This window comes from Brevibacterium sp. 2SA (assembly GCF_005502845.1).
GTDB lineage: Bacteria > Actinomycetota > Actinomycetes > Actinomycetales > Brevibacteriaceae > Brevibacterium.
In genome coordinates, this window is sequence record NZ_SCMW01000068.1 from 1 (window position 1) to 15,331 (window position 15,331).

The window sequence follows — 15,331 nt, forward strand, 5'->3', positions numbered from 1 at the left end:
ACAGACCGAAGGGCCGACCATCGTGTGTGGCCGGCCCTTCGAGAACGAACATAGTGGGCGGGGTTCGTGCAAGTCAGTCCACCGGGGAGACTCGGATGAGATTGCCTTTGGGGTCGGTGATCACGAACGTGCGGCCGAAGACATCGTCGTGCGGCTCCTCCAGGACGTGGACTCCCTTCGAGACCCAACTCTTGAAGATTTCGTCAACTGCGGACGCTGGTCCCGGCACCATGTGTCCGGTCAGTACATGGTTAGCGGTCGAGGATCTGTTGGAGAGCGGTGACGAAGTTTGCTCGTCGTTCAACTGAGAGAGGTGCGAGTAGGCCGTCCTGGGCGCGCGCGAGCTCGGACGCGATCGACTGAAGATGTGCCGCTCCGGCCCGTGTCATGCGAACGAGGTTGCGGCGCGGATCTGCAGGGTCAGGCTCGCGTTCAACATACCCACCTTCTTCAAGTTCGCCGACTCGCTGGGCGACATCCTTCCGGTCGATGTGTAGCCGCCGCCCGATTTCGGCCTGACTGCAGGGTTGGAATTCCTCGACTGCGCACAAGATCGCGTAGTGGTAGCGGCCCGCGCCGATCGAGTCGAACACCTCTCGGGAACGACGCCCAGCACCAGCAGCGATCTGTGTGAGCAACCAACTCGGGGTATCCAGGAGCCGCTGGGGAGGCCGATCAGACATTTCACTCCTTGCGTTGGTGAAACCAACGATCTATGCTTCGTAGGTGTAACCAACTATAGGAGAAATTATGGCTTCGTCCTCGAAACCCTGGGCCGTGTTGATGGCTGTGGTGATCTCGCAGTTGATGGTCGGCGTCGACGCGACGATCCTGGCTCTGGCTGTTCCCAACATGACGTGAGTATGACACTCTGAAATGGCCCCACCTGGAGCGGTTTTGATGCTCTGATTTGGCCCCACCCTCGACCTACCTCCCCTACTGTTCGGATCGTCTGGCAAGGCGATCACGAAGAGGCAGGGACTGATGAAGGAGTTGTCGAGAGTGGAGCAGTTCGAGAATATCCGGCGAGACCACAGGGATGAAGAGATGTCGATCCGCGCACTGGCGGTGAAGCACAAAGTCCACCGTCGCACGGTGCGTCAGGCGTTGGCCGATGCGACGCCGCCAGCGCGCAAGGCCCCGGACCGGGTCGCCCCGGTGCTGGGTCCGCACGTGGCCACGGTGCGCGGCTGGCTGGTCGCTGACAAGCAGGCCCCTCGCAAACAGCGCCATACCGCCCGGCGGGTGTTCCAGCGCCTGGTCGAGGAGGAGGGGGTCGAGGTGGCGGAGTCAAGTGTGCGGGCGATGGTCGGTGAGCTGCGCCGGGAGATCTTCGACCAGTCGGTGCAGGTCAAGGTCCCGCAGACCCACGCCCCGGGGCAGGAGGCGGAGGTCGACTTCGGGGAGTTCAACGCGATGATCGGCGGGGTGGTGGTGAGGCTGTGGATGTTCATCCTGCGCCTGTCGCACTCGAGTAAAGCCGTGCACATCGCCTACGCGAACCAGGCCCAGGAGTCCTTTTTGGACGGTCATGTCCAGGCCTTCGAACGCCTCGGCGGGGTTCCGACCGGGATGATCCGCTACGACAACCTGACCCCGGCGGTCACCAGGGTGCTGCTGGGCCGGGAACGGGCGGAAAATCCCCGGTTCATCGCCCTGCGCTCCCACTATGGCTACGACAGTTTCTTCTGCATCCCCGGCATCGAGGGCGCCCACGAGAAGGGCGGGGTCGAGGGCGAGGTCGGCCGGTTCCGGCGCCGCCATCTAGTCCCGGTGCCCGACTTCGCCACCCTGGCCGAACTCAACGCGTTCATGGCCGCCGCGGATGCCGCCGACGACGGGCGGAGGATCACCGGGCGCACCGAGACCGTCGGGGCGGCCGCGGCCCGCGAGGCCCCCGAGCTGCGGGCACTGCCCGTCGAGGGGCCGTTCGATCCGGCCCAGACCCTCTCGTGCCGGGTCGATGCCCGATCCCGGATCTGCGTGCGCCAGTCCTACTACTCGGTTCCAGCCCGCTACGCTGGCCGCCGGGTCCAGGTCCGCCTGGGCGCGAGCACCGTGACGGCCGTCGCCGACGGGGCGGTGGTGGCCGTGCACACCCGCTCGCTGCACAAGCTCACCGAGGACCTGGTGCTGGATCATTACCTGGAGGTGCTCTGCCGCAAGCCCGGGGCGCTGGCCGGGGCCACCGCCCTGGCCGCCGCCCGCAAGTCCGGGGTGTTCACCAAGGCCCACCAACGCTACTGGGACGCCGCCCGGACCCAGCTCGGCGACGGGCCCGGGACTCGGGCGTTGATCGGGGTGCTGTTGCTGCACCGTACCCTGCCAGCCGCCGATATCGCCGTCGGGATGGCCGCCGCCATCGAGATGTCCCGTTTCGACGCGGACTTGGTCGCCGTCGAGGCCCGCCGGGTCAGGCAGGCGGCAACCGCCGCTGCGGTGCCGACGGTGATGGTCCCCGCCCACGCCGCGGCGGCAACGGCCGGTTTTCACCGGCCCGTGCCGGTGTTGGCCGCCTACGACGAGCTGGCCTCGGCGGGGGTGCGAGCATGAACGCCACCACCGGTTCCAAGCCCACGACGCTGACCGGACCGTCCATGCCGCCGGCGCCGACGCCGACCGTGACCGGGCTGGGTGATCAGGCCGCCGATGCCGCGATCGCCACGGCCTGCCGGACCCTGTTCATGCCCACCATCCGCACCCAGGCCGCCCCGCTGGCCCAGGCCGCGGCCCGGGAGAGGCTGACCCACAAGGCCTACCTGGCCGAGGTGCTATCCGCCGAGTGCGACGACCGCGAGGCCCGCCGCCGGATCCGGAGGATCAAGGAGGCCAGGTTCCCCAGGACCAAGCACCTGGCCGACTTCGACACCGAGGCGATCGAGGACCTGCCGCCGGCACGCCTGGCGCAGCTGGCCACCGGGGCCTGGATCGACGCCGGCGAGCCGCTGGTGTTGCTCGGGGACTCCGGCACCGGCAAGACCCACCTGCTGATCGGCCTCGGCACCGCCGCCGCCGAGCAGGGCCGGCGGGTGAAATACGTGAGCACCGCGGCGCTGGTCAACGAGCTCACCGAAGCCGCCGACAACAAACAGCTCTCCCGGGTGGTGGGCCGCTACGCCCGTCTGGACCTGTTGTGCCTGGACGAGCTGGGCTACGTCAGCCTCGACGCCCGCGGGGCCGAGCTGCTCTTCCAGATCATCACCGAACGAGAGGAACGAGCCTCCATCGCCACGGCATCCAACTCGTCGTTCAGCGAGTGGGGCCAGACCTTCACCGACCCCCGACTGGCCGCGGCCGTCGTGGACCGGCTGACGTTCAACGCCCACATCATCAACACCGGCACCAACTCCTACCGGCTGCGCACCACCCGGGCCAGGAGTGGAGCCGCCACCACCTGAGCACCCGTTCCCAAGGAAGAACCCGATCAATGCAAGGAAGGTGGACCGATCATGGACACCACGCACACCGGGCCGGCAGCACCAGCCCACGACACCACCATCGCCACCACCGCGGATGACGAATGGACCGGCTACGCCATGGTCCGCCTGGACGACGCCTATCGTCTGTTGGATGAGATCGGCGAGGTCATCGAAACCATCGAGCCCAGCAGACGCGAACACGCCTCGGATCTTCTGGACTCGGCCATAGAGCTCCTGACTCGCTTGCGGAAGCGACTACCACCAGGCGAGCCCGGACCACCAGTCCTTGGCCCCCCGTTCTAAACCCGACCCCGCTAAACCGCCGCCGTCAACGACGCACGGCGAGCAAGACCACACACCCGGGAGTGGGGCCAAATCAAAGCATCACAGTGGGGCCAAATGAGGTTGTCATACTCAGCAGTCCCAGCGCAGTGGGAGGCCACCCCCGCCCCCCAGGGGTGGTTCTAGCGAAGCAGCCGCTAAGCGAACAGAAGGGAAGGAGCTTTTAGGACGTTCTCAGTCGAGCCCCTTGATCAGTGTGCCGTCCCCATGGGCCACCCTGAAGGACGGGGGCATCCCGCTGGTTCCTGGCGCACCGATGGCAGCAGACGCCGTCATGGCCTGCCACTCGCGCCGTTCGGGGCGTGTAGGTGTTGGGGCACGGCCAGCGGTGAGCGTGCCCTGTCCGCGCCGACCCCGAACTCCTGGTCCTGGCGCCCGGCTCGCAACGAATGCAACCGGTCAATGGGTCGGGAAAAGCTGATGCCGGAGCTCCTGTTGCTTGCAAACGCCCGACTAATGCGACTCTTCAGTCGGCCACAGCCACGTCGGTACGTGGTCCCCGATTTCCACCCCGTGCCACAGGCAGCCGGGGTCGACGACGGTCGGGCCGACCCGCGCACTGGTGAGGTCGAGAATGCAGGTGCAGATCGTCGAACGAACAGGATTCATCCGCCGAAGCTATCAAAGTTGCAAGATCGACTTAGAGCGTTACGAACTGTAATCGACCATCGAGCGGGGGTTCGGCGAGGGCCCGGAGAGGATCCAAGTCATTCTTTGATTCTCCAGGCCTGGGGCGCTCGGCTCACGATCTGGTCGATCCCCTCCAAGTGGTGTTTGCGCTCGGGCACGATCACCGGTGTGAGCGGCCCGTCACGGTTCCGCGACGCCTGGATCTCCACCAAACCGATCTCGGTCAACACGGTCTCGAGCTAAGCCACACGTCGGACGTGTTCACACTTCAGCAGCAGTGGCGGCTCTCATCGTGATCGCCGAGGGCCACGTCTTGCTGAAATCGACGAGTACCAGGTCGGCGACCGTTCCCTCTGTGAGGGTGCCGCGGTCGTCGAGACCGACGCACGCGGCCGGTCCCGAGGTGACGAGACGCACGGCTTCTGGGAGTGTCGCGATTCTCTGGCTCACCAGCCGCACCACACTCGGCAGCAGCGACGTTGGAATGTAGTCGCTCGCGAGCCCATCCACCAGGCCAGCAGATACAAGCTCAGCCGCAGAAACATTTCCCGTGTGGGACCTACCCCGAACGACGTTCGGCGCTCCAGCGATGACGAGCATTCCCTGGTCTCGGGCGGCGCGCGCCGCTTCTAACGTCGTCGGGAACTCTGCCACCGAACATCCGAGCGCGGCCGCCGCTTCGACGTCGTCCCGCGTCGCCAAGTCATGACCGAAGAGCCGGATCAGGCCCTTCCGGGCAAGGCTTTCCAGCCATGCAAGCACGCGATCCCGCACGCCCTGTCGTTTCTCGCGGCTGCTGCGCCACCATTCGACGTGGTCGGCGGCGTCATCCTGCGACATTCCCTCGTTCAGCACGAGCCAGCGCTGCATCGTCATCGGATCTGCGAATTGCCCCTGTCCGGGCGTGTGGTCTTCATATGACACGACCGGCACACCTGCGCCCCGGCCCTCAGGCGCCGGGCTTCCGGAGCGGTCAGCAGGACGGGATAAGAGCTCGGCTCGCGGCTCAAGTTCCTTCTCGAGCAGTTCGCGGCCGTATTCGCAGCGTACGTCGAGCCGATGCAGGACCTGGTGGTCGACTTGCCTGTCGTCCGTGCAAGCGAGGGCTTCCGAAAGCTCGGACGCGGCAGGAGAGTCAATGGCGGTCCCTACAATCGATCGCTCCTGGAACGCCAGCCCGTGGAGGACCGTGGTGGTCCCCGCAGCTCGAAGGCGCGCACCAGCCGATGCAATGGCAAGACTCGGATCGAGGACGACTCCCGGCCGGGGCCTCATCTCGCGCGACAACATGTCGCTGTGGACGTCGATGAGGCCCGGCAGCAGGTATGCCCCGCGAACATCGAGGTCACAGGAGGCCCCGGGAGGATGCGGCCCGACGTGCGCAATCCGGCCACCACGCACGACTAGCCTGGCGTCCTCGATGACCACGTCCGGCAGCACGGCGGAGGCATGGCCGATCACCAGATCGCTCACTGCGCCGTCCGGGGTAAAGGGTGTCATGGCTGATAGCCTGACATTTGCTTCTTGCCTGGATGTGTACGCCGCCTTAACTGCTGTGGGTGAACGGGCTGTTTCATCGGAGTTCACAAACCGTTGTCTCCCACAGCGCCCGGACTTCACAAGTCCTCTATACGTTTTCACTCGTACAGCGCACTCGTATAGAGGACTTTCATGATAGAGCTCGTCGATGTCAGCAAGACTTACGAAGGCGGCGTTCAAGCATTGGCCCGAACCGATCTGTCGATCGAGCGCGGAAAAGTCACCGTGCTGCTCGGCCCGTCGGGTGCCGGCAAGTCGACCTTGCTGCGATGCATGAACCTGCTCGTCAAACCCACCACCGGCTCCGTGCGGGTTGACGGGACGGCGTCACTCGACTCCCGCCGCGAATTGCGTCGACACCGCCGCCGCACGGGGATGGTATTCCAACACCACCAGCTGATCCCACGCTTCTCGGCCTTGCGCAACGTGCTCCTCGGCCGGGTCGGTTATCACAGCTTCTGGCAGAGCATCCTGCCCTCCAGTCGCGGCGACCAGCGCATCGCGCTCGAAGCGCTCGAACGCGTCGGACTGCTGGACAAGGCCCTGACCCGGGTAGACAACCTGAGCGGTGGCATGCAGCAGCGAGTAGGCATCGCTCGAGCGCTCGCGCAGCAACCGGACCTGATCCTTGCCGATGAGCCGGTCGCCAGCCTCGATCCCAACTCTGCGCGTCGCGTGATGGAGCTGCTGCGCCGAGTCTGTCAGGAGAGCGGCATCACCCTGGTTGCCAGCCTCCACCAGGTCGACCTCGCGCTCGAGCACGCCGACCGCATCGTCGGCCTGGCACACGGGGAAATCGTCTACGACGGCCCTGCAGCCGGGGTCACCGATGAGGATTTGCTGGTGATTTACGGCGGCGTGCCCGCCGACGAGCAGGCCGATGCCCTTCCACTGTCGGCACAGACCGTTTCGCTGCCGACTTCTGCTGACTAGCAAACGCTCAGGACTCAATAACCTCGACCGCCACCCCCGAGATCGACCACCTTCCGAACTGCTGAAACAGGAGTGAATTCCCATGCCTAGACCCACCCGCTTGGCGACTGCCGCGATCGCTGTAACGACTGCCTTCACCTTCGTCCTCTCCGGTTGTGGTGCCAGTTCAGAGGCAACCACCGCCCCGGAAACCCTCCGCGTTGCGCTGCTTCCCGACGAGAACGCGTCGGAGGTGATCAAGAACAATGAGCCCCTCAAGGAGTACCTCGAAAAGGAACTCGCGCTTGACGTCGAGCTCGTGGCGACGACCGATTACTCCTCGATGATCGAGGCGATGGCCCGCGGCCGCATCGACCTCGGCTACTTCGGCCCTCTGTCCTACGTCCTCGCCCAGGAGAAGGCCGACATCGAGCCCTTCGCCGCCCTGCAGGAAGTCGAGGGTGAGGACCCGACATACCAGGCAGTGTTCATCGCCAACGCGGATTCCGGCATCGAGGACCTCGCGGATGTCGCCGGCAAGACCGTTGCGTGGGGAGACCAGGCCAGCACGTCCAGTCACCTCATTCCCAAGGCCATGCTCGCCGAAGAGGCGGACCTCCGAGTAGACCAGGGTGACTACGAGGAACAGTACGTCGGCTCCCATGATGCTGTGGCCTTGGCAGTGCAGAACGCCAATGCGGACGCGGGGGGCATGAGCTTGCCCATCTATGAGCGCATGGTCGAGGAGGGGCTCATCGACTCCGAGACTGTCGTGAAAGTCCAGGAATCGGATCCCTATGCCAACTACCCCTGGACGATGCAGTCCAATCTGCCCGAGGACCTGAAGGAGAAGCTGCGGGCGGCGTTCCTGGAACTCGACGATCCCGAGGTGCTCGAACCATTCGGAGCCGCCGGCTTCGCAGAGGTTGCCGATTCGGACTACGATCAGGTTCGCGACCTCGCTCCGCTGCTCGACATCGATCTCGAGGATTACCAGTGAGCAGCCCCGCGGTCAGCGTGCCGCGCGAGGATCGCAGAGAGCAGGAATACCAGCGAATCACCGACCAGGCACAATCCGGCTGGAAGCGCTCGTTCTCCATCACGGGCTTGATCCTCGTCGCGGTGATCCTGAGTGCCTGGGCCGTGGGTCTGCTCGCCGCCAACCGCATGGTCACAGGCCTCGCCGACATTGCCGACCTGCTCAGCGAGATGTGGGTGCCGGACTTCACCCATCTGAACAGCTGGTGGGGGCCCCTGCTCGACTCGATGACAATGAGCATCGCGGCCACAGCACTGGCTGTGCTGCTCTCCGTCCCTCTCGCATTGCTCGGAGCACGCAACACCTCACCGCACCCGGCGATCTACTGGGTCGCGCGGCTCATCCTGAACGTGCTGCGATCAGTGCCCGAACTGATCATGGCGATCGTATTCGTCGCCGCCGTCGGCTTCGGCGCGCTGCCCGGGGCTTTGGCATTGGGGATCCATTCTGCCGGCATGGTGGGAAAGTTCTTCGCCGAAGCGATTGAGCACGCTGCCGAAGCCCCTGTCGAGGCCGCCAGGGCGACAGGAGCCGGCCCGGCCCAAGTGATTCTCCACGGCATCCTGCCCCAGGTGCTGCCGCAGATGGCCGACGTCACCGTCTACAGGTGGGAGCACAATTTCCGAGCGTCGGTCGTCGTCGGGGTCGTCGGCGCCGGCGGCATCGGCTTCGAACTCATCGCAGCGGTGCGAACCCTCCAGTACGACGAGGTCGCCGCAATCCTGCTCGTCATCCTGGCCACCGTGACCGTAGTCGACGCTCTCGGCGGAGCGTTGCGAAAGAGGTTCCAATGAAACAACACAGTCGACGTCCGAAGGTCGTACTGACGCACCGCGTGCATGCGCCGATCCTCGAATTGCTCAGCGAAAGCTGCGAAGTTGTCGCCAACCAGAGCGACAGCAGTCTCCCGGCCTCCGAGGTGCGGCGCCGCGCAGCAGAGGCCGAAGGATTGATGGTGTTCATGCCCGACCGGGTCGATGCAGAGCTCCTCGACTCATGCCCCAACCTGAAGGTGGTCGCGGGAGCCCTCAAAGGGAACGACAACATCGACGTCGAGGCTTGCACAGAGCGAGGCATCTGGCTGACCAGGGTCGAGGACCTCCTGACCGAGCCCACCGCAGAACTGGCGGTCGGACTGCTCATGGGGCTCGCGCGGAACATCACCGCCGGGGACCGCCGGGTGCGCTCGAATTTCGCCGGGTGGCGGCCGACGCTCTACGGGAGGACCCTCGTAGGATCGACGATCGGCATCGTAGGGGCAGGCAACCTCGGCCGGGCTGTTGCACGGATGTTGCGGGGATTCGCACCCGAGTTGCTCTACTTCGACCCTGAACCGCTATCGGCGGCCGATGAAGCACTACTCGACATCCGGCGTGCGGACCTGTCCGACCTGCTGGAGCGCAGCGACGCCGTTGTGGTCTGCGCCCCACTGTCGGCGGAGACAGTCCACTTGCTCGACCGGAATCGGCTCGAGTCAATACGACCGGGGGCGCTACTCGTCAACGTCGGCCGCGGCTCCGTCGTCGACGAATCCGCGGTGATCGAGCTCCTACGCGCCGGACAGCTCGGTGGCTTCGCGGCTGACGTTTTCGAGTTCGAGGACCTGTCCCGACCGGACCGGCCCGCTGCCATCTCCGCCGAGCTGTTGGCGATGCAGGACCGCACGCTGTTCACGCCACACCTGGGATCTGCCGTGGCCGCGACTCGTCTCAAAATTGAGGAGCACGCCGCCACTGCCATACTGCAGGCCCTTGCAGGGCATGAACCACACGGAGCCGTCAACCGCCCGTGTGGCGTGGGATCTGCTGGAACGCCTACTGCCCTATGATCGGTCCTATCGATCACAGCAAGACGAAGAAGCCTGCCTCTCGCACCCCGTTGTACCTGGCCGCCGCGGACTCCCTCGCTGAGCAGATCGCTGACCAGCCCGTGGGGACTCGCCTGCCGTCAGAAGACGAGCTTGCCGGTCAGCTCGGGGTCAGCCGACTCACCGCGCGGGCAGCACTGGCTGAGCTGGAGAGGCGCTACCTTGTTCGTCGGCGACAGGGAAGCGGAACATACGTCTCCCGACGAGTCGATTACACGATCAGTCGACATCATCCGCCGTCGTGGAGTCAGAGTGTTCGTAGCGCCGGGCTCACCCCCGAGGTGCGCACCACGGGCTGGCGCCTCGAATACCCGCCACCCGAGGTCCGCCGCCGGATGAACATCGGCGCGAGGCAGCAGGTGCTGGTGATCTCACGTGACCGGTACATCGACGATGAACTGGTCGGATTCGCCGAAACCTTCCTCGATACGCACCTGGTCCCTGACTTGCCCCAAGTTCTCGAGCCGTCCGCATCGCTGCACGACGTGCTGGCTGATCACTACAGACTCCAGCCCGTACGAGGATGGTTCGGGGTCGCTATCGATCCAGTGACACCGGAAGTCGCCGAGCATCTCGGCCTCAGCGGTCGCCCGCCGGTCATCTCCATCCGCTCACGAACCGATGCCGTTGCCCAGAATAGCCGTCCAGTGGAACTCACCGTCTCGTGGCTCAGGGCCGATGTCTTTCGCATCGAGATCGACTTCGACACGTAAGGCGCCTCACGCGGTTTAGATCTAGAAGCCACTGAAGACCGCTGTAGGTGGTATTGCTATGGCTGGGCGGCGTTTCGGGCGGCCAGTTGTTCGTAGTAGTCCTTGGAGGCGGTCACGTCGGGCCCGTAGGGCTGGGTGCTGTAGTGCTCCAGCTCCACCAGCGCCGGCGGCAGACCGGATGTCGACAGCACGGCACGGCACGGCCGCGGGGCAGGGCGGCGAGGTCGCCCACGTCCAGGAGGCGTTCGCGCTGGATGGCGGTGGACACGGACCGGCCGCCCTTCTGGGTGGAAGAGGTGCGGCGGATGACGTCGTGGTCCCCGATGAGCTGGGACAAAAACGGCAGGAACGCGGAGTCCGACAAGCCCGACCCGGCGACCCGGATGTTCGCCGCACTCCAGAGCTTCTTCATGCCCTTCTCGCCGAAAGCCTCCAGGCCCTGGTCCCAGCCCTGGAAGAAGGAGGACAGCACGATCCCGCGGGAGCCGTAGTGCGAGTACACGTCCGGCAGCTGACGCCAGCGCACGACGTTGGCGACCTCATCGAGGACCCCGGTCATCGGCGGGGAGAGCCGCCCGCCGGGGTTCAGAGCGGCGATCTGTTCGGCCTCGGTCAGCACCGCCACCGCCAGGGCCCCGGCGATGGCCCGGGTGGACCCGGCACCTTCCTTGGAGATCAGGTACAGGGTGTCGGTGGAGGCCGCGAAGCGTTTCGGGTCGAACTCGGCGCGGCCGAGCACTCCGGTGTCCCGCACCCACGGCACCACCCGGTCATAGGACAGCACGTTGACCCAGGGGCGCATGGTCCCATACACGCCGTCGCGCTGCTTCGGGGTCAGCTGCTGGATCTTGGCCAGCGAGGCGGCCACCGCCGTCTGCCCATGCTCAAGCAACAGGTCCCGCGGGGTCTTGTCGTCGGGGGCCTGGGCCCAGACGAACACGTCGGTGATGGGCCTGCCCCCCACCGATGCCGCGTAGAAGAGCATGGCCAGCAGCCGGCGGCCGTCGGACTCGAAGTAGGCGTCCTGGGTGGCCCCGGCACTGGTGGCCGAGGACACGAAGATGTCCGCCAGGGCCTCGGCCCGCTCCATCCCCGTGATGAAGGACAGCGGGTTCCACCACCAGGTGGGTTCTTCCCCGATGATGCCCTGCACGTCGTGGACCCACACCACCCCGGTCCGGGACCGGGGCCCGCGGGTCAGGTCCACGAGGTCGCGCTTGTTCGAGGTGGCCACGACGGGCCCCTTGGTCTCCAGGACCTGGGGGACGCACACACTGGTGGTCTTGCCCGCCCGGGGTCCCATGAGCCAGATCTGCACCCATTCCCAGGAGGCGTAAAGCCGCTTGCCGTTGTTGACCAGCTTGGCCAGCGGCACCCCCGGCCCGGCGGCGAGGGCCCGGAGCCGCTCGGCATCCCGGGCGGCGTGGGGCTCGGTGAGGGCGTCGAACTCGCGGGCCTTGGCCATCTTCGGCGCTAGATGGTCGATGCGGGTCCGGGTCTTCTGGGTGCGGCGCACCACCACGACGAAGGCGGCCGCGACCACCAGCAGCACCACCAGGCCGAGACCGAACACGGCCAGCTGCACGCCACCGACCGGTACGTTTCCGGTGGCCTGGCCGAGCAGCAGCTCCACCGGGCCGCCGGCGGTGTGGGTGCGGGTCGCGGGGTCGAGCCAGGCCCCGACCGTCCAGAGCAGCGCCCCGCCGAGGACGGCGGTGAGGACTCCGGCGGCTAGCACCCAGCCGGTCTCGGCCGAGGCCGGCTGGGTGCGCCGGCCGGGGCGGGGGTCTCCGAGCATCACTGCACCATGTCCCAGTCGCGGTTGGTGTTGGTGTTGTCGATCTCCAGGTCGGTGAGCTGAACGTGCAGGGGCACCCCGGCCTCCTTGCCGGTCTTGAGCAGGAAGTTCCCCGCCCCGGGGCGCAAGCCGGCTTTGCCGGTCCAGGCGTCCACCGGGGCCTCGGCGATCCAGTCCGAGAGTTGGGAGACCTCGGCGCGGGAGAGGCCGAACACCTCCCGCAGATTGCCCATCTCGCCCTCGGCCAGCCCGCCGAGGAACACCATGGCGGAGCGTTCCACGAACCCCCAGGCGGTGGCCGTCAGGTGCGGTTCGGCCAGTTTGAGGTCGTTCATGGTGTGGGTGACCATCACCTGGGCCATCATCCGGCCCCTGTTGAGGCGGGTGATGGCGTCGATGAAGTGCACCATGTCGGCCGAGGCCCGCAGGATGCGCCAGAGCTCGTCCATGACCAGCAGGTAGGTCTTCCGTTGCCGTCCCTCGTCGGCGGCCAGGTACGCCTCCGCCGAGACGGTCGCGGAGCCGAGATTCCAGCACAGGGACTGCACCGCGGCCATGAGCACGTGGTCGTTCTCGTTGACCCCGGAGATGTCGAACACGGCCGGACGGCCGACCTCGATGTGCTCGGAGGTCGGCTCGGAGAACATCGTCCCGTACATCCCCGACGGGCCCAGGGAGATCAGCGCGTCGAGGACCTCCCGGACGCGGGCGTCGTAGTCGGCGTCGTTGTCGTGGGTCAGGGTGACCGCCCGCAGGGATGCCGGCCGGGCGGTGATGTGGGCGATGACGTCGCCCAGAAGCGGCGGGGAGGTCAGGTCCGGGTCCAGGTCTGTCAGGGCGGTGGCGATCACGGAGCGCTCGTGCGGGGCGAGCTCACGGCCGAGCATCATCCCCACCACCCCGGCGATCAGCGACCACACACCCGGGAGTGGGGCCAAATCAAAGCATCACAGTGGGGCCAAATGAGGTTGTCATACTCAATGACGACTGAGTTGCTTCTCTCTCCTAGCGCGGTGACGTGGGTGATGGCCGGGTACGTCCTGGCCGCGGGGTCGCTGATGATCGCCGGTGGTCGGATCGCGCAGGCGGTGGGGTACACGCATGCGATGACGCTCGGTTTGGTGCTGTTCGGGTTGGCCTCGGCTGTGGGTGGTGCGGCAGGGGAGGGGTGGGTGCTAATCGCCGCCCGCGTTGCTCAGGGGGTGGGGGCCGCTTTGATGACGCCGGCGGCGATGGCGCGCTTGTCAGCCGCGTTCCCCGACGAGGACAGGGAGAGAGCGTACGGAATTTTCGGGATGATTATGGGCAGTGGGACGGCGATTGGACTGCTTCTGGGCGGCACGCTCACGCAGTTCCTTAGTTGGCGAGCGTGCATGTATGTCAATGTCTTGTTCGTCCTGGTGTCCCTGATCGTCTCGTTCGTCGCCCGCGATCACGGTGTGCGTGAGCCTACGCACGGCCGCGGTTGGTGGCGTGGTGTGATCCTTGCGTGTGGGGCAGGACTGGTCATCCAAGCAGTCACCCAGGCTGGATCCCCGCTTGAGGTGGCCCTGTTCGGCACCTTCGGGGTCATCGTCCTGGGAGGGTTCTTCGGGCTTGATCGCAACTCAGCCTCGCCGCTGGTGCCGTTCTCCCTGTTCCGCAACCCGGCACGACGTGCCGCCTATCTCGGTCTGTTCTTGTGGGGCGTCGCGACGATCACTACGTTCGTCTCGGCCAGCACTGCGCTCCAACACAAGCATAGTCTTGACCCGCTGATCGCGGGAGTCCTCTTTCTCGTTTACCCGATCGCTATTCAAGTGGGCCTGTTCCTCACACGCTGCCTCGGCACGCGAACAGAGGTCGTTCATATTGGCGTCGGACTTGCGGTCATCGGTGCTGGACAGGTCGTCTACGCCCTGAGCGAGGATGGGCTAGCGACACTAATAATTACGCTAGCGCTGATGGGGGTGGGAACTTCGCAGGTTATGCCGCACGCGAATAGCGCGATGAACCGCGATGCGGGAACTCACGCGGGTGTCGCCGGCGGTGTCGGCACCACCCTTCAGCAACTCGGCGGAAGCGTCGGGCTCGCTCTCCCTGTCGCTTTTGCCACTGTCACCGCACACACTACCAACTTCGCCGCCGGGATCACCGCTCTAACCCTCGTAATCGGAGCGGCCGTCGTCCTCTGGCCATCAAAGCGCACTACCAACGCGACCAAGAGCCAAGAAACTAAGGAGCAGCACGCATGAAGATCCTGATCACCGGAGCCAGCGGACGCGTCGGCGGGCACGTAACTCGCTTCCTCGCCGACAGCCACGAGGTCACCGCCACCACCCGTTCATACCCACCCCGGGGTGCGCACCAGGTCGCCTGGCGAAAAGCGGACCTCGCAGACCCGGAACCATGGACAGCACTCCTCAACGACGTGGATGCGGCGTTCTTGTTTCCCGCGTTCGGACACACGCAGCACTTCATCGACGCCGCCACTCGAGTGGGTCTGCCCAAACTGGTCCTGCTGTCATCCGGCGCGGTCAGCGACAGCGACGACAGCATGATCAAGAGCGTGCACGCCGACATCGAGGAGCAAGCCAGAGCCAGCGGGGTGGCGACTGTACGGGTACGCCCCACCGTATTCATGGCCAACGACCTCGCCTGGCTACCCGCTGTGAAGAGCGGCGAAGCGGTTCCGCTGGCATATCCGCACGCGGCGATGCCCGCCGTTGCCGAGCAGGACATCGCCGCGGTCATCGCGGCGTGCCTGACCCAAGATGTCGACAGCGAGATCTACGACGTCACTGGTCCTCAAAGCCTGACTCAGGTCGAGCGGCTGCAGATCATCGCGAACCATGTGACCGGTGCTGATGCACGATGGGCCGACATCACCGACGATGCCGAACGGGACGGCCTGCCCGGAATGCCTGGCCCGCCGGGTGAGTACCTCCTGCGGAATCTTGCCCGCGCGGCAGACGAGCCCGCCCCGGTCAGCTTCAATGTCCAGCGGATTCTCGGACGCGAGGCACTCGACTACACACGTTGGATTAACGAAGTGATCTAGTATTGACCTCGCCGGCCGCTTCGGCCTCCCAC

16 protein-coding genes are annotated in these 15,331 nt (G+C 65.9%); 10 read left to right on the plus strand and 6 right to left on the minus strand.

The genetic code is table 11. The features are described 5' to 3' along the window. Nucleotides 1–73: 73 nt before the first annotated feature. Both FFS20_RS18405 and FFS20_RS16245 read right to left on the minus strand, forming a co-directional pair. Entirely contained in the window at nucleotides 74–232 is a 159-nt protein-coding gene (locus FFS20_RS18405; protein WP_349290533.1) for a VOC family protein, read from the minus strand. Nucleotides 233–251: 19 nt separating this feature from the next. Next, the gene (locus tag FFS20_RS16245) at nucleotides 252–683 is read right to left on the minus strand and encodes a MarR family transcriptional regulator (RefSeq protein WP_137826849.1); all 432 of its coding nucleotides are present in this window, start codon (nucleotides 681–683) and stop codon (nucleotides 252–254) included. 319 nt (nucleotides 684–1,002) lie between these two features. Between FFS20_RS16245 and istA the strand changes: the two genes are divergently transcribed. The 3 genes from istA to FFS20_RS16260 are packed head-to-tail and all read left to right on the plus strand — an operon-like array spanning nucleotide 1,003 to nucleotide 3,722. Further along, nucleotides 1,003–2,553, plus strand: coding sequence for an IS21 family transposase (gene istA / locus FFS20_RS16250; protein WP_212743366.1), 1,551 nt, complete (start codon nucleotides 1,003–1,005; stop codon nucleotides 2,551–2,553). A 44-nt stretch (nucleotides 2,554–2,597) separates the two neighbouring features. Next, the gene (gene istB, locus FFS20_RS16255) at nucleotides 2,598–3,398 is read left to right on the plus strand and encodes an IS21-like element helper ATPase IstB (RefSeq protein WP_212743367.1); all 801 of its coding nucleotides are present in this window, start codon (nucleotides 2,598–2,600) and stop codon (nucleotides 3,396–3,398) included. Between the two features lie 51 nt (nucleotides 3,399–3,449). Next, nucleotides 3,450–3,722 carry a hypothetical protein gene (locus tag FFS20_RS16260; RefSeq protein ID WP_137826852.1) on the plus strand — a complete coding sequence of 91 codons (273 nt, stop codon included), beginning with the start codon at nucleotides 3,450–3,452 and terminating at the stop codon, nucleotides 3,720–3,722. A gap of 746 nt (nucleotides 3,723–4,468) precedes the next feature. Here the strand turns inward: FFS20_RS16260 and FFS20_RS18015 are convergent. Together FFS20_RS18015 and FFS20_RS16265 are read right to left on the minus strand one after the other, a co-directional pair. Next, nucleotides 4,469–4,621, minus strand: coding sequence for a hypothetical protein (locus FFS20_RS18015; RefSeq protein WP_019158463.1), 153 nt, complete (start codon nucleotides 4,619–4,621; stop codon nucleotides 4,469–4,471). A gap of 31 nt (nucleotides 4,622–4,652) precedes the next feature. Next, nucleotides 4,653–5,891 carry an alpha-D-ribose 1-methylphosphonate 5-triphosphate diphosphatase gene (locus FFS20_RS16265; RefSeq protein ID WP_019481141.1) on the minus strand — a complete coding sequence of 413 codons (1,239 nt, stop codon included), beginning with the start codon at nucleotides 5,889–5,891 and terminating at the stop codon, nucleotides 4,653–4,655. A 171-nt stretch (nucleotides 5,892–6,062) separates the two neighbouring features. Between FFS20_RS16265 and phnC the strand changes: the two genes are divergently transcribed. The 5 genes from phnC (at nucleotide 6,063) to FFS20_RS16290 (ending at nucleotide 10,461) form a co-directional block, all read left to right on the plus strand. Continuing rightward, nucleotides 6,063–6,863, plus strand: coding sequence for a phosphonate ABC transporter ATP-binding protein (gene phnC, locus FFS20_RS16270; RefSeq protein WP_019481142.1), 801 nt, complete (start codon nucleotides 6,063–6,065; stop codon nucleotides 6,861–6,863). Between the two features lie 82 nt (nucleotides 6,864–6,945). Further along, nucleotides 6,946–7,842: a phosphate/phosphite/phosphonate ABC transporter substrate-binding protein gene (phnD, locus tag FFS20_RS16275; protein ID WP_137826853.1), complete on the plus strand. Its 897-nt coding sequence runs from the start codon at nucleotides 6,946–6,948 to the stop codon at nucleotides 7,840–7,842. Continuing rightward, complete coding sequence (gene phnE, locus FFS20_RS16280) at nucleotides 7,839–8,675, plus strand: phosphonate ABC transporter, permease protein PhnE (RefSeq protein ID WP_062861895.1); 837 nt, start codon at nucleotides 7,839–7,841, stop codon at nucleotides 8,673–8,675. The genes phnD and phnE overlap by 4 nt, the downstream gene beginning before the upstream one ends. Then, entirely contained in the window at nucleotides 8,672–9,709 is a 1,038-nt protein-coding gene (locus FFS20_RS16285) for a phosphonate dehydrogenase (RefSeq protein WP_137826854.1), read from the plus strand. The genes phnE and FFS20_RS16285 overlap by 4 nt, the downstream gene beginning before the upstream one ends. Beyond that, on the plus strand, nucleotides 9,706–10,461 hold the full coding sequence (locus FFS20_RS16290) for a GntR family transcriptional regulator (RefSeq protein ID WP_249356911.1): 756 nt from the start codon (nucleotides 9,706–9,708) through the stop codon (nucleotides 10,459–10,461). The genes FFS20_RS16285 and FFS20_RS16290 overlap by 4 nt, the downstream gene beginning before the upstream one ends. Before the next feature lie 112 nt (nucleotides 10,462–10,573). Here FFS20_RS16290 and FFS20_RS16295 read toward each other — a convergent pair whose 3' ends face one another. Together FFS20_RS16295 and FFS20_RS16300 are read right to left on the minus strand one after the other, a co-directional pair. Next, nucleotides 10,574–12,259 (minus strand): TraM recognition domain-containing protein, encoded by a 1,686-nt coding sequence (locus FFS20_RS16295; RefSeq protein WP_249356912.1) that lies wholly within the window; start codon nucleotides 12,257–12,259, stop codon nucleotides 10,574–10,576. After that, nucleotides 12,259–13,179: a hypothetical protein gene (locus FFS20_RS16300; protein ID WP_068326760.1), complete on the minus strand. Its 921-nt coding sequence runs from the start codon at nucleotides 13,177–13,179 to the stop codon at nucleotides 12,259–12,261. Before FFS20_RS16300 ends, FFS20_RS16295 begins: the two co-directional genes overlap by 1 nt. A 60-nt stretch (nucleotides 13,180–13,239) precedes the next feature. Here FFS20_RS16300 and FFS20_RS16305 point away from each other — a divergent pair, with 60 nt between their 5' ends. Together FFS20_RS16305 and FFS20_RS16310 are read left to right on the plus strand one after the other, a co-directional pair. Beyond that, nucleotides 13,240–14,493, plus strand: coding sequence for an MFS transporter (locus tag FFS20_RS16305; RefSeq protein WP_171007120.1), 1,254 nt, complete (start codon nucleotides 13,240–13,242; stop codon nucleotides 14,491–14,493). Continuing rightward, on the plus strand, nucleotides 14,490–15,299 hold the full coding sequence (locus FFS20_RS16310) for an NAD(P)H-binding protein (protein ID WP_137826856.1): 810 nt from the start codon (nucleotides 14,490–14,492) through the stop codon (nucleotides 15,297–15,299). The genes FFS20_RS16305 and FFS20_RS16310 overlap by 4 nt, the downstream gene beginning before the upstream one ends. The last annotated feature ends 32 nt before the right edge of the window (nucleotides 15,300–15,331 follow it).

What these genes read in the sequence shown, in the direction of transcription:
- FFS20_RS18405 (WP_349290533.1), bottom strand. Translation starts at nt 232, where the DNA reads ATGGTGCCGGGACCAGCGTCCGCAGTTGACGAAATCTTCAAGAGTTGG.
- FFS20_RS16305 (WP_171007120.1), top strand. Translation starts at nt 13,240, where the DNA reads ATGACGACTGAGTTGCTTCTCTCTCCTAGCGCGGTGACGTGGGTGATG.
- FFS20_RS16265 (WP_019481141.1), bottom strand. Translation starts at nt 5,891, where the DNA reads ATGACACCCTTTACCCCGGACGGCGCAGTGAGCGATCTGGTGATCGGC.
- phnC (WP_019481142.1), top strand. Translation starts at nt 6,063, where the DNA reads ATGATAGAGCTCGTCGATGTCAGCAAGACTTACGAAGGCGGCGTTCAA.
- FFS20_RS16310 (WP_137826856.1), top strand. Translation starts at nt 14,490, where the DNA reads ATGAAGATCCTGATCACCGGAGCCAGCGGACGCGTCGGCGGGCACGTA.
- FFS20_RS16290 (WP_249356911.1), top strand. Translation starts at nt 9,706, where the DNA reads ATGATCGGTCCTATCGATCACAGCAAGACGAAGAAGCCTGCCTCTCGC.
- FFS20_RS16245 (WP_137826849.1), bottom strand. Translation starts at nt 683, where the DNA reads ATGTCTGATCGGCCTCCCCAGCGGCTCCTGGATACCCCGAGTTGGTTG.
- istB (WP_212743367.1), top strand. Translation starts at nt 2,598, where the DNA reads ATGCCGCCGGCGCCGACGCCGACCGTGACCGGGCTGGGTGATCAGGCC.
- FFS20_RS16260 (WP_137826852.1), top strand. Translation starts at nt 3,450, where the DNA reads ATGGACACCACGCACACCGGGCCGGCAGCACCAGCCCACGACACCACC.
- FFS20_RS16285 (WP_137826854.1), top strand. Translation starts at nt 8,672, where the DNA reads ATGAAACAACACAGTCGACGTCCGAAGGTCGTACTGACGCACCGCGTG.
- phnD (WP_137826853.1), top strand. Translation starts at nt 6,946, where the DNA reads ATGCCTAGACCCACCCGCTTGGCGACTGCCGCGATCGCTGTAACGACT.
- FFS20_RS16295 (WP_249356912.1), bottom strand. Translation starts at nt 12,259, where the DNA reads ATGCTCGGAGACCCCCGCCCCGGCCGGCGCACCCAGCCGGCCTCGGCC.